Source organism: Sorangium sp. So ce128 (genome assembly GCF_051525245.1).
GTDB classification, from domain to species: domain Bacteria; phylum Myxococcota_A; class Polyangia; order Polyangiales; family Polyangiaceae; genus Sorangium; species Sorangium cellulosum_B.
In genome coordinates this window covers 7,757,247-7,769,920 of sequence record NZ_CP150313.1, presented here as the reverse complement: position 1 = coordinate 7,769,920, position 12,674 = coordinate 7,757,247, and the positions used below count along the sequence as shown (strand labels likewise).

Here is a 12,674-nt window from a genome sequence, read left to right as displayed (position 1 = left end):
CCACGAGCTTTCTGCGCCGCGCCAGGCGCCGGTGCGTGCGGCACGCCGCGTGCTGTCGGAGCGGGCATGACGGTGCAGGAACGACGGGAGCATGCATGATGGAGCGCTCACCCAGCGATCGCGTTCACCCTTGGCCCCAGCCGCGCGTGGGTGCGGCTCTCTTGTCGCTCGCCCTTGGCGTCGGCTGCTCGGGCGAGACCCAGCTCCCGACGGAGGAGCACCCACCGAAGCCGGAGGTGTGCGACTTCGAGCTTCCCGTGGCCGCCGCGCCTGCGCTGAGCGGCGATCTTCGGATCAACGAGGTGATGACCGGCAACGACGGCGCCTGGGTCGACGAGGTCGGCGAGACGGACGATTTCATCGAGCTGATGAACATCGGCCAGCGCGCGCTCGATCTCGGGGAGTACGCGCTGAGCGACAAGTCCGGCAAGGCGACGCGGCTGCCGAAGATGGCGCTCGGGCCGGGGCGAACGGTGCTGCTCTGGGCCGACGACGCGCCGGAGCAGGGCCCGCTGCACCTGCCGTTCAAGCTCTCGAATTCCGGCGCGCGCGTGGCGCTTTGGTCGGCGTCGTGCGAGCTCGCCGACCTCGTGAATGTGCCGGAGCTGCCGCGGTCCGAGAGCTACGCGCGCTTGCCCGACGGCACGGGCGCGCTGTCGATCTGCCGCTATGCCACGCCCGAGCGAGAGAACGGCGAGACCTGCGGTCCGCCGGATCCGCCGAACCTCGACGACAGCATCCGCTTCGCGCCTTTCCAGTGGCCCGAGCCGTTCCCGGCCATCGCCGGGCCGCTGGTCATCTCCGAGCTCTCGCTGCGGCCCGCGGGGTTCGTCGAGGTGCTGAACGCGAGCGGCGCGCCCGTCGCGCTCGACGGCTTCGCGCTGCGCCTCGCGGCGCTCTCTCCGGGGCAAGCGCTGCCCGGCGCCGACGCGGGCGTGCTGCTCGCGTGGCCCGAGCCGTCCGTCACGCTCGCGGCCGGGGAGCGGGTGAGCGTGCCGGTGAGCGCGAGCGACACGGCCGAGATCGAGGCCTCGCCCGATTTCGAGGGCGTGGCGACGCTGTGGCGCGAGGACAGCCCGGAGCCGAGCGATCGCATCGACTTCATGGCCTGGCCCGAGGGCGCGTCGCTGGCCCGCGTGCCCGATGCCGACGGGGCGCCGCGCTTCTGCGGGGCGGCGAGCCCCGGCGCCGCGAACGAGGGCTGCGCCGAGCTGCCGGGGCGTGAGCTCGCGAGCGGGCGCACGCACCGGCTGGAGACGGCGGCGGACTTCGCCGAGCTGGCCGAGGGCGGCACCGCGGTCGGTGAGCTCGGCGTCAAGTTCGTCGTCGACATGGCCGCGAACGACACGGTGCACCTCCTGAGCACGCGCGATTGGGCGCTCCACTACACCTTTGTCCGCGAGCAGATCCGGAAGGAGCCCCACCTCGATCGCTGCGATCCCGAGCAAGCCGCGGAGTTCAACGTCGGCTGGGGCTTGTTCAGCCAGACCGAGTACTTCCGGTCCGAGGGCCGTCGCTACCTCCTCGGCACGCTGGTCGAGCACACCAACGGAGCCAAGACCGTCGAGTTCTCGCCCGGCGACCAGATCGTCGGCGAGCAGATGCGGCGCGCGTTCTTCGCGGCGATGAAGGCGGTGCCCGACCCGGAGGCGTGGGCGATTCGGCCCACCGAAGGGCGCCAGATCATCGAGCTGCGGGCGATCGAAGGGACCGCGCCCATCGTGGGGCCGAACGCGCCGTACAAGGGGCTCACGTACCAGTCGCTGAACCCGGCCGAGGGCTTTGGCACGCTGACGTTCGTCCCGGCGCGCGATCTGGAGACGGCCGAGCTCGGGCCGAACGTGATCGTGGTGACCGACGACGTGCCGAACGAGACCGCGTTCATGGGCGGCCTCATCACCGAGGCGTTCCAGACGCCGCTCGCGCACGTGAACGTGCTGGCGCGCGGCCGGGGCACGCCGAACATGGCCCTGCGCGGCGCGCGTGACGACGGGCGCCTCAAGGCCCTGTTCGGCAAGCTGGTGCGGCTCGAGGTGCGCGCGTCGGACTTCGACATCCGCGAGGCCACCGCGCAGGAGGCGGACGCTTACTGGGAGAAGCGCAAGCCGACCGGCGCGCGGCTCTCGCCGGCGCTCGACCTCTCGGTGCGCGGGGTCGTGCCGCTCGACGCCGCGGGTTACGCCATGAGCGACAGCATCGGCTCCAAGGCGGCAGGCATGGCCGAGCTGTACCGCGTGAGCGGCGTGGGGCAGTATTGCCCGCTCGACCTGCTGCCGCTGTACGTGCCGCCCGCCGCGTTCGCGATCCCGTTCTCGCACTACATGGATCATTTCGAGGCGAGCGGCGCGGCGGAGCTCCTGGCCGAGCTCGAGCAGGATCCCGAGTTCCGCGCCGATCCGCACGCGCACGCCGAGGGCCTGGCCGAGGTGCGGGCGCGGATGCTGGCGCACCCGGTGGACCCCGCGATCTTGAGCGAGGTCACGGGCGCGATCGAGCAGCGCTTCGGCGGCGACCGCGTGCGCCTGCGCAGCAGCAGCAACACCGAGGATCTCGCGACCTTCAACGGCGCGGGCCTGCACACGTCGACGAGCGGCGACCTGGACGCCGAGTCGAGCTCCATCGAGGAGGCGCTGCGCACCGTCTGGGCGAGCCTGTGGAACACGCGCGCTTACGACGAGCGCGAGTTCGGCCACGTCGAGCAGGCGCGCGCGGCCATGGCCGTGCTGGTGCACCAGGCCTGGCAATCCGAGCGCGCGCAGGGCGTGGCGATCAGCCGCAACGCGCTCGACGCCACCCGCGACAGCCAGTACTACATCAACGCGCAGATCGGGGAGGCCTCGGTCACCAACCCCGCGCCCGGCGTGACCAGCGACGAGATCGTGTACACGCCGCCGCCCCGCACGATCAAGGCGGAGTACCACACGCGCTCGAGCCTGTCGCGCGGGCGCGACGTGCTGTCGTTCCCGGAGGTCCAGCGGCTCGGGTGCGTGCTCGAGGCCGTCCACGCTCATTACCGGCCGCTGGTGGACCCGGAGGGGGAGAACCGGCTGTACGCGATGCAGATCGAATGGAAGCTGATCGGCCCGGAGCGCCGGCTGCTGGTCAAGCAGGCGCGGCCCTACAGCTTCGGCACGCTGGAGGCGCCCGGCGACTGCCGCGAATACTAGAGCGACGGTCACCCGCTTCGGATACGGGCCCACCTCGACGTTTTCGGTGCTCAGCGCACCGGAGTCTCAGGATTGATCATATTTTCCCCACCTCCCTCGCGGCGCTCCAGCCTTGGACGAGGGTGAGGAGTTGCTCGTAGCCACGGCCCAAGGTCTGCCAGCCGGGCTCGCCGTTTCGCCGGAGGTGTCCGCCGAGCCCGGCGATTGCCAGGAAGGCATCGCGGGCCGTGGCGTTCTCGGGCAGGGGCTTGCGCGCGAAGACCCGCAGCACCTCGATCTGGGTGGGCGTGAGCACGGCGGTCGCGGGCTGCTCCGGAGCGCGCCGAGCCTCGCTGCGCAGCAGCAATAGCTGCCAGGCGATGGGCGCGAAGAGCGCCAGCACGTTGCGCAAGCCGTGCAGGTCCTCGATCTGGCGCTTCTCGTAGGCGCATCCGGTCTTCAGGGCCTTGAAGAACTCCTCCACCATCCAGCGCGCCCGGTACCAGTCGACCAGCTGCGTCAGCTGCTCGACGGACTCGACCGGCTCGCTCGTGAGCAGCACCCACTCGACCGGCGCTTCGCCCGGCGGCGGCTCGATCTCCCAGACGCGTACGACCCACAGCGACAGCGTCGCAGGCAGCTCGCGCGGCTGGGATCTCGGTCGCCGCAGGGTCACGCGCGTGCTTCCAAGGGCGAGCTTGGCCAAGCGTCCTGCGCGCGGAGGATGCAGCCGTTTCTGTTGAGGGCTGCGATTGCCCGCCGGCCGCGGCGAAAGCTCTACCTCGCGTACGGCCACCGCTTGAACATGCGCGAGCGCCTGCTCGAGCTTGGCCTGCTCTCCGAGGGCGTCAGCCTCGACGAGGCGATTGTGCGCGAGCCGAATCACGAACCGATGCCCTGCGCTCAAAAGCTGCGCGAACAGGCCGTAGTCGTCGCCTTCGCGGTCCATGACGTGCACCACGTCGTGCGCAGTAGCGCCCAAGGCCGCGACTCGCTCCACCTGCTCTCCCCAGCGGTCGTGCTCGTTGTCCGTCCTGCCGTCGTCGCGCACGTGCGTGCTCAGATCGAGCACGCCGAGCGGGCGGCGCGTTCCATCGCCGCTGACCGCCAGCGTGAAGTGGGCGAAGAACGTCTGCCCCGAGGAGCGCAGCCGTCCGAGCCCCTGCCGCTGGCCGTCCGAGCGGAAGGAGAGGGTCGTGGTGTCATGGATGGCGAGCACGACCGGCTCGGCCTCCATGCGCGCGAGGGTGGCGCGCACATGCGGCGCCAGAATCGCCGCGGGCGTGACGGCGTCGTTGCCGAAGAAACGGTACGCCGCCTCCAGCTCGCTGTCGGACAGCAGCGAGGGGAAGCTCTTGTCCGGCGCCTGCGCCAGCTTCTGCACCAGCTTGGTCTGGCGCTTCGAAAGCCGCGCATCGCCGAAGTGCGCGTCGCTCATCTCCTCGGCGAGTGCCGCTGCGTGCTCTGCTGCAGGTGAACCCATCCGCAGCTTTGATCACGTCGCCCAGCACACATCAAGCGAGATGTGTAGGATCCTGAGACCGGAGTGCGCTTGCGCGCCGAAAACGCCGATCTGGGCCCGTCTCCTGTGCGGGAGACCGCCGCTCTGCTCTGCATCTTGCAGAGGTGGGCGGAAACCGCTGTAGATCCTCTCATTCGAGGAAGACCGTGATCGGCTGCAAGCTCATGGTGGCCGAGCGGTTCGCCGGATCCGTGAAGCAGGAAGGGTGATAGATGCCGTTCTTGGGGGCGATGGGGTCGCAATAGGCGTCACACGGGCCAAGGAGCTGGATCGCCCCGCACGGTCGGATGGAGCCAGTCGTCTCGTCGATGTGCCCGGCGGCGCAGTCGCGAAGCGCGGCGCGTGAGCTCGCATCGTTCTCTGGAACATGGCAGGCATAGAGCGCCGGCGAGCTCCCGTAGATGTTGCCCCAGAACGCACCCTCCTCCCTCGTGAACGTGGACAGCTCCGGCGAGTTTTGTTTGTTGATCGCCTTGGTGGGTCCACGCGAAGAGAGCACGACGGGGACCCTGTAGTAGTTGGTGCGCGCCGCGAGGCACGCCGAGACCCAGCGCTGTCCGTCACCATCCAGCGGGACCCACGCCCAGCTCCTCGCGAGTCCGAGCATGCCTGTGTAGATCTCGTCGTGATAGACGCCAGAGACGTCGATCCACCCGAAGCGGAATGATTGCGAGCTTTCGAGGGCGCATTCGACGGCGTACCTCAGGTGCTCGCGCGAGAGGGCGCCGTTCGGCCCGGGGTCGAGGATCGCGGTCAGCGCCTGCGAGCCAAGGGCGACGAGGCTCAAGGCGCCGACTGCCAGCGCGTTGGGGTTCAGCGCGTTGGGATTGAGCGCGTTGGGGTTCAGCGCGTTGGGGTTCAGCGCATTGCCGGCCTCGAGCGCGCTCTGCGCTTCGCCCAAGGGCGCTTCCAGCCACTCTCCGTCCTCGCCGCATCCGGTTCCGGCCAGAACGATGAGCGGTATCAGACCTACCATGGTATTTCGAGCCATATCAGTCCCCCACTGAAAGGCTGCAATTCTGGTAATAATGGCAGAGTATACTGAGGGTGTCGAGCGAGCGGGTCGACGTCGTGGCGTGACGTCCGACGGACAGACGTCTGGAGCGTGAGGGGGACTTCGATGGCGTGCTCTGGTACGCCCCTGGCCGATCTCGGGTACGTCATCGGCGGCGAGGAGATCGAGGGGCGCTCGGCGCGGCTGTGCCTCGGCGGTTCCGCCGGTGCTTGCCGAGCGTTTACAGGCGCGCCGTCGACCGTTAGTTTCGCGAGCAGCGAGGTGCCCATGTCCACATCTGCCGAAGGTCCGACGTCCGACGAATCCCTCACCCCCGTGCGCTGGGGCGTCCTCGGGGCGAGCAACTTCGCGTTGACGGTCAGCCTGCCCGGCATGAAGCGTGGGCCGCTGACCGAGCTCGCCGCGCTGGCGTCGCGCGACATCGACAAGGCGCGCGAGGCCGCGCGGTCGCTCGGGATCCCGAAGGCGTACGGCAGCTACGATGAGCTGCTCGAGGATCCGGAGATCGATGCCGTCTACAACCCGCTGCCCAACCACCTGCACGTGACGTGGACGGAGCGCGCTGCCCGCGCCGGCAAGCACGTCCTGTGCGAGAAGCCGATCGCGCTCAGCGCGAAGGACGCCGAGGCGCTCGTCGACGTCCAGCGCGAGACGGGCAAGCTGATCGCCGAAGCGTTCATGATCCGCAACCACCCGCAGTGGCAGCAGGCCAGGGACTGGGTGCGAGGCGGCCAGATCGGCGATCTGGTCAGCGTCCAGACGGCGTTCTCGTATTTCAACCGCGACGCCACCAACATCCGCAACAACAAGGAAGTCGGGGGCGGCGCGCTCTACGACATCGGCTGCTACGCGGTGAACACGTCGCGCTTCCTGTTCGGACGCGAGCCCGTGCGGGCGATCGCGCTCGTCGAGCGCGATCCCGAGTTCGGCACCGATCGCTTGACCTCGGGCCTCGTCGACTACGGCGGCGCGCACCTGACGTTCACGTGCAGCACGCAGGCGGTGGCCTACCAGCGCGTGAACGCGCTCGGTACCAGGGGCCGCCTCGAGATCGAGATCCCGTTCAACGCCCCTGCCGACCAGCCGTGCAAGGTCTTCCTCGATGACGGCTCGACGCTGAACGGCAGCTCGGCCAGGGGCACCTCGTTCCCCGCCGTCGACCAGTACCACCTGCAGAGCGAGGCGTTCTCGCGCGCCATCCGCACGGGCAGCCCGGTCGAGAATTCGATCGAGGTCGCGGTGGGCAACATGCGGGTCATCGACGCGCTCTTCCGTTCCGTCGAGAGCGGGCGCTGGGAGAGGGTCTAGCGGCGCGTCAGCGCGTGACGGCGCCGAGCTCCACGAAGGCTCCGTCGGTCATGACCACGAAGGGGCGCTCGTCGAAGGTCAGACCGCCCTTGCCGTCGTGGTCGACGATCTGCAGCTTGCCCATGCCGTAGCCCATCGGGCCGCGCGCGTAGTAGTGCGCCTGCAGGGTGTACCGGCTGGCCCGGTGCTCCCGGGGCGCGCGGATGGTGAAGCACTCGGGCCCGTAGCCGGTGGTCACGTCGGCGTAGAGGCGCCCGCCGCCTGGCAGCGTCGGGTCGCCGTAATAGGCGTGGCCGCCGCGGTCGTCCCGGATGTGGAAGTCGACGTCGTTGGCGTCGGTCTCCCAGTTCAGCACGAAGCGGAGCGAGAGCGCGTCTTCGAGCGCGGCGCCGGCCTTCGCGAGCCGGGCCAGGATGGCCGCCCGGCGCGCGGGCTCCACCTTGAGCCACGCCGCGGCGACCAGGCCGAGATCCTCGCGCAGGATGCCCTCCACGCCCACGAAGCGCCCCGGCGGGTAGCGGCGCGCGACGCCCGCCGCGAGCGCGTCGAACGCGGCGGCGTGCTCGCCCCGCTTGAGGCGGGCGAACGCGAGCAAGCGGTGGCTCGCGGGGTGGTCGGGGCGCTGCTCGCGCGCCTTCTCGTACGTGTCGACCGCCAGCTCGAGGCCGGCGCCGCCCGCGAGCCGCTCGAGGCGCGCGCCGGCGAAGCGGCGGAGGTCCGCGCGCGCCGGGAACAGATCGATGAGCGAGCCGTACGCGCGGGCGGCGCCCGGCGTGTCGCTCGCCGCCTCGAGCGCCTCGCCGAGCGCGACGAGCGCGAGCACGTCGCCGGGGGCCTCCGCGTGCCAGGCCCGGGCGCCGCGCACGGCGGCCGGCGCGTCGCCCCGGGCGAGGGTGTCGTGGATCTGCTTGAAGCGGCCGGTGTACGGCTCCGATTGCGGGGGCGCGGCGTCGTCGGGCGCGGCGTCGTCGGGCGCGGCCGGCGCGGGCGCGCCGCTCGGGGGCGGCGAGAACAGGAGCGGGTACACCACGTCGACGCTGCCGCCCTCGGGCGCGGGGAAGGTGAGGTCGCGGAAGGCGCGGACCACGCAGGCGACCGCGGCGCTGTCGGGCAGATCGGAGCCGCCGTCGCGCGCGTTGACGAGCGCGCCGCGCGGGTCGATGGTGAAGCGCACGATGACGCGGCCTTGCAAGCCCGCGTCGCGCTGTAGCCCGCGCTCGTAGCAGAGGCGGAAGCGGCCGAAGCTCTGGCGGACGATGCGCTGGATCACCTCCGGCGGGAGGCGGCCGCTCACCTGGGTGGCGCCCATGCGGACCAACGGCGCCCCGGTCCGGTGGCTGCCAGCGAGGCGGCCGTGCCCGCTGCCGAAGCCCTGGCCGGTGCCCGTGGCCGACATGGCGCTCGGCGCGGGCGCCGCGGCTCCGGCCGCGGCCCCGCTGCCGTGGCCAAGGGTGCCGATCTCGCCGAGGCCGATGCCCTCGCCGCGGCCGCCGCCGCCCTCGCCGACGCCCGATAGCCCGAGCCCGCCGGCGCCCCCGCTGACGACCGACAGCGCGAGCCCGTCCGCGAAGGAGTATCGGTTGTCCGCGCCCGCAGGGGGCGCTGGCGGCGCGGGGGGAGGGCGCAGGGCAGCGCTCTCGCCAGGAGAAACGTCGGCGCCCTGCTCAGAGAAAATCTCGGCGCGCTTGCCAGGCGAACCGCCGGCGATCGGGCTTTGGGCCGGCGCGGGGGCCGGCGCCTTCCCGGCCTGCGGCCGCGAGCGCCTCTGCACGGCGACGCGGCCGCCCTCCACGGTCAGGATGTCGGAGAGCCCTCGCCGGGCGATGTCGAAGCGCGCGTAGTCGTGCTCGGTCTCCAGCACGAGCAGCGCGGTGTACGGGCTCAGCACCCGGTGCGCGATCGAGAGATCGATGATCTGCTTGCGGATCGCGTCCTGGTCGCCCCCGGCGCCCTCTCGGGCGAGGAGGCCGTCGATCTTCGCCCGGGCCCAGGAGCGCTCGAGCAGCGGGCGCTCCACGCCGCGGAGGCCGGGCGTCGTGGTGCGGCCGTCGACCGTGAGCCGGACGGGCAGCTCGGCCGGCACCTCGGCGTAGACGAGCGCCTCGTCGCCGGGCTGCGCGCCGTTCAGGGTGCGGGGCCAGACCCAGCGCGCGCCCTCGATGTTCACCGCGATCCCCGAGCGCGTGGCCGAGCCGAGGCGCCGCTCGATCTCGGCGGCGCCGCGCGCGCCGTCGACCACGGCGCCGTCGCGGGGCAGGCCCGCCGCGACGAGCTGCCGCAGCGCGGCCTCGTCGCGGAGGCCGCCGAGCGCGACCGCGTCGAGCCGCTCGACCCCCGCGCCCCGCAGCGCCGCCGCGGCGCCGCGCAGCGCGCCCGGCGCGACCTCGCCCGCCGTGGCGATGCCGTCGGAGAGCAGCACGACGCGCCGCTGGCCGCGGGCGCGCGCGCGTTCGCCGGCCCAGCGGAGCGCGCGCCCGAGATCCGAGGCGCCGAGCGCCTGCCGCTCGCGGATGCGCGCGAGCTCCGCCTCGCCGAACGCCGCGGCCGCGCCGTCGAAGAGGGGGGTGACGGCCTGATCGTAGCAGGCGACGGTGAGCGGCGCGCCCGGGCCGCCTGCCTGGGCGACCGCCCGCGCGAGGGCCGCGAGCGCGCCGAGCTGCTCCTCGAGCCCGAGCGCGCGTGATGCGCTCGTGTCCACGAGGATCACCGCGGAGGCGAGCGGATCGGGCCGCGCGTCCACCGGAGCGCTCACGCGGGCGAGCACGAGCTCGCCGCTGCGCAGGCCGCCGCGCGCCTCGGTCGACGTGAGCCGCGCGGGATCCACCACGAAATCGGCCTCGGGCGCGGCGTCGTTCCGGCGCAGCGCGTGGACGGGCGCGGCGGCGCCGGCGACGGTGGCCTCGATGTCGAGGCGGCTCACCGTGGGCAGGCCGCGCAACGGGACGGCGAAGGGCGCGTCCGGGCGGAGCTCCTGGGAGAACGACAGGACGATGTGCTTCACGCCGCGCGCCGGGATGGGGAAGACCCGCGCGCTCACCTCGTTGCCCGCCGCCTGCTCGAGCAGCGCAGGGTCCTGCTTGCGGTGGAGGAAATCCTCGTACGCCTCGCGCGCGCGCTGGCGCTCGACGACCTCGCCCTCCTGCCACCGGTCGTCGATCTTCATGGCGAGGCGCCCGACGCTCGCGCCGGGCGGCAGCGTCACGCTGAAGGTGCCCTCGAGCACGCGATCCTCCGGGTTCTCGAAGGTGAGGTGCAGCTCGGCGAGCGCGAGCGGCGCCTCGATCACCGCGCGGCCGGTGAGCGCGACGAGGCGCAGCCCGGTGCCGTCCGCGGCGGTCAGCCGGAACGGCGCGGCCTCGGCGCGGCGCGCCGCGACGGCGACGGCCGGCGCGGCGGGCAGGGGGCGCGGCGCGGCAGGCCCGGGCGCGCGCGAGAGCGAGGCGGGGGTCGCGGGCGGCGAGGGGCTGTCCGCGCAGCTGAGGAGGGCAGGGACGAGGGCGGCGATCGCGGCGAGCGCAGCGCGGCTGCGGAGGAGGGCTCTAGGCACGGGGGATCTCCGGTCGTTGCGCGGTGGGCCGAGCCTGAGCGCGGGCCCGCCAGCGGTGGGGCAGGGCGATCGACAACCCGGGCGGGCCCGAGGTTCCCGCCTCGGCGAGCGCGGCCGAGCGGCGAATCCCACGACGTGGTCGGTGCGGCGTGGGGACGCAGGGGATTTGCATCCTCTCGACGGACAGCATCACCGCGGGGGCGCGACAGGGGCGCCAGCGCCGGGCATCGAGACATGTGTGCAGCGTGCGCTTGCACTAGATTGCTGCGCACCTCATGCAGCTCCTGAACCTCCCTCCCGCCGAGCGCAGCTCGCTGCGTGTGCCGGGCGCGCCGTCGAGGCGCTGCCGGCTCCTCCCCGTCTTCCTGCTGGCGCTCGCGGCAGCCGCGTGCGGCGGCGAGCGCGGGGGCCACGACCGTACGCGTGATGGCGGTGCTGGCGGCGACGGCGGCGCCGGTGGCAACGGCGGCGCCGGTGGCAACGGCGGAGGCGCCGGGAGCGCGGGCCAGGGCGGCGCGCTTTGCCACGACTACACGCGCTTCGACGCCGGGCGCCCCGTGGAGTTCCGGACGGAGGTGCTGCCGCTCCTGCAACGCTCCTGCGCGACCGGCGCTGCTTGTCACGCCGACACGCGCGGCGACCCGACGCGGCCCTACCTGGGACCGACCGCGAGCACGCCGCCGGCGCAGGTCAGCGCGGAGGAGCTCGCCGCCATCCGCGAGCAGAACGTGAACGTCGACTCCGGAGAGGCCTCCGGGATGAAGCGCGTGGCGCCGGGGGACCCGGAGCACAGTTACGTCATGCACAAGATCGATGGAACGCTCGAATGCGAGCTCGTCTTGTGCGACGAGGGCTGTGGCCTCGCGATGCCGCCGACGCTGAAGCCGCTCTCGGCCGACGAGAAAGACACCGTTCGCCGCTGGATCGCTCATGGCGCCGCGATCGATTGAGGAGGAGGCCGCCGGCGGTCGATGGCTTCACTGAAAAGGAGATCCGTCACGATGTCTCACAGGAACGGTTCGCTGTGGTTCACACGGTGCATGCTCGCCGCGGCGAGCGCTCTGGCGGTCCTGGGTTGCGGCGATGGCGATGACGAGCAGCCGCGGCCGGCCCCGACGCCCTCAGCGTTCCGCACGCTCCCCACCGTCCCCACGGGGGAGGCCCGGGAGCTCGATCTGCCGCGGGCTCAGCCCCCGCGCCGCTATCCCGACCTGCCCGAGGCCGTCAGCTCCTTCGGCGCCGCCCTCGCCGACGACACGATCTATACCTACGGGGGGAACCTCGGAGGAGGCTTTGCGGCCGAGCACCAGTCGACCGGGTTCCGGCGGCTCTCCCGCGCGCAAGGCGGCGCCTGGGAGGACCTCGGGGCCGTGGAGCACCTGGAGAGCATCGCGCTCGTGGCGCACGGCGGCTTCATCTACCGTATCGGCGGCCTCCGCGTGGACAGCGCCATCGACGAGCCGGAGGTCCTCACCTCGGTGGCGACGGTCCAGCGCTACGATCCGCGCGAAGGGACGTGGCAGGCCATGCCGGACCTGCCCGAGGGGCGCTCCGGGCACGGGGCCGTGGTGGTGGGAGACCGGCTGTACGTCGTGGGGGGCTGGACGCTCGCGGGGCCCGGCGAGCTGCTGACCCGGGGCGTCGTGCTCGACCTCTCGACGCCCGACGCGGCGTGGGTCCCCCTGCCCGAGGCGCCGTTCGCGCTCCGCTCGCTGGGCGTCGCGAGGCGCGGTGACACGATCTACGCGCTCGGCGGCGTCGGCGAGGGGATGGCGTTCTCGGGCGAGGTCTACCGGTTCGACACGAAGACCGAGGCCTGGTCGCCGGGCCCGGCGCTCCCCTCGGAGATCCCGATTGCGGGCTTCGGCGCGACGGCGTGCAACGACGAACAGGACCTCTACATCAACATCGCCGACGGCCTCTTCCGGCTCAACGCGGCGGGCGACGGCTGGGAGCCCGCGGGAGCCCTGGAGTTCACGCGGTATTTCAGCCCCCTCATCTGTCCTGGCGACGGCGAGGTGATCGTCCTCGGCGGGCGATCCGCGGCGGACAACGAGCTGACCGCATCCGTCGAGTCCGTCGACGTGGCGCAGTAACGGCCGCGCGCCGAGCGCAGGAGCGCCGGCTCATAAAGTG

At 72.4% G+C, this 12,674-nt stretch carries 7 protein-coding genes; 4 read left to right on the top strand and 3 right to left on the bottom strand.

Annotated elements, in window-relative coordinates:
* Nucleotides 1-161 precede the first annotated feature (161 nt).
* Nucleotides 162-3,167, top strand: coding sequence for a PEP/pyruvate-binding domain-containing protein (locus WME82_RS29345; protein ID WP_438038002.1), 3,006 nt, complete (start codon nt 162-164; stop codon nt 3,165-3,167).
* A 76-nt stretch (nt 3,168-3,243) separates the two neighbouring features.
* On the opposite strand, the gene WME82_RS29340 is transcribed toward WME82_RS29345, so the two are convergent.
* Entirely contained in the window at nt 3,244-4,629 is a 1,386-nt protein-coding gene (locus WME82_RS29340) for an IS4 family transposase (protein ID WP_438038001.1), read from the bottom strand.
* 169 nt (nt 4,630-4,798) lie between these two features.
* A complete protein-coding gene (locus WME82_RS29335; RefSeq protein ID WP_438038000.1) occupies nt 4,799-5,569 on the bottom strand; it encodes a hypothetical protein in 771 nt (256 codons plus the stop codon).
* A gap of 381 nt (nt 5,570-5,950) precedes the next feature.
* Between WME82_RS29335 and WME82_RS29330 the strand changes: the two genes are divergently transcribed.
* Nucleotides 5,951-6,991 carry a Gfo/Idh/MocA family protein gene (locus WME82_RS29330; RefSeq protein WP_438044945.1) on the top strand — a complete coding sequence of 347 codons (1,041 nt, stop codon included), beginning with the start codon at nt 5,951-5,953 and terminating at the stop codon, nt 6,989-6,991.
* A 7-nt stretch (nt 6,992-6,998) separates the two neighbouring features.
* Here WME82_RS29330 and WME82_RS29325 read toward each other — a convergent pair whose 3' ends face one another.
* Entirely contained in the window at nt 6,999-10,538 is a 3,540-nt protein-coding gene (locus WME82_RS29325; RefSeq protein ID WP_438037999.1) for an AgmX/PglI C-terminal domain-containing protein, read from the bottom strand.
* Nucleotides 10,539-10,813: 275 nt separating this feature from the next.
* Here WME82_RS29325 and WME82_RS29320 point away from each other — a divergent pair, with 275 nt between their 5' ends.
* Together WME82_RS29320 and WME82_RS29315 are read left to right on the top strand one after the other, a co-directional pair.
* Nucleotides 10,814-11,488: a hypothetical protein gene (locus WME82_RS29320; RefSeq protein WP_438037998.1), complete on the top strand. Its 675-nt coding sequence runs from the start codon at nt 10,814-10,816 to the stop codon at nt 11,486-11,488.
* Nucleotides 11,489-11,539: 51 nt separating this feature from the next.
* Nucleotides 11,540-12,634 (top strand): Kelch repeat-containing protein, encoded by a 1,095-nt coding sequence (locus WME82_RS29315; RefSeq protein WP_438037997.1) that lies wholly within the window; start codon nt 11,540-11,542, stop codon nt 12,632-12,634.
* Nucleotides 12,635-12,674 lie beyond the last annotated feature (40 nt).

Excerpts from the sequence above, each read along its gene's own strand:
- WME82_RS29340 (WP_438038001.1), bottom strand. The coding sequence starts at position 4,629 with ATGGGTTCACCTGCAGCAGAGCACGCAGCGGCACTCGCCGAGGAGATG.
- WME82_RS29330 (WP_438044945.1), top strand. The coding sequence starts at position 5,951 with ATGTCCACATCTGCCGAAGGTCCGACGTCCGACGAATCCCTCACCCCC.
- WME82_RS29320 (WP_438037998.1), top strand. The coding sequence starts at position 10,814 with ATGCAGCTCCTGAACCTCCCTCCCGCCGAGCGCAGCTCGCTGCGTGTG.
- WME82_RS29315 (WP_438037997.1), top strand. The coding sequence starts at position 11,540 with ATGTCTCACAGGAACGGTTCGCTGTGGTTCACACGGTGCATGCTCGCC.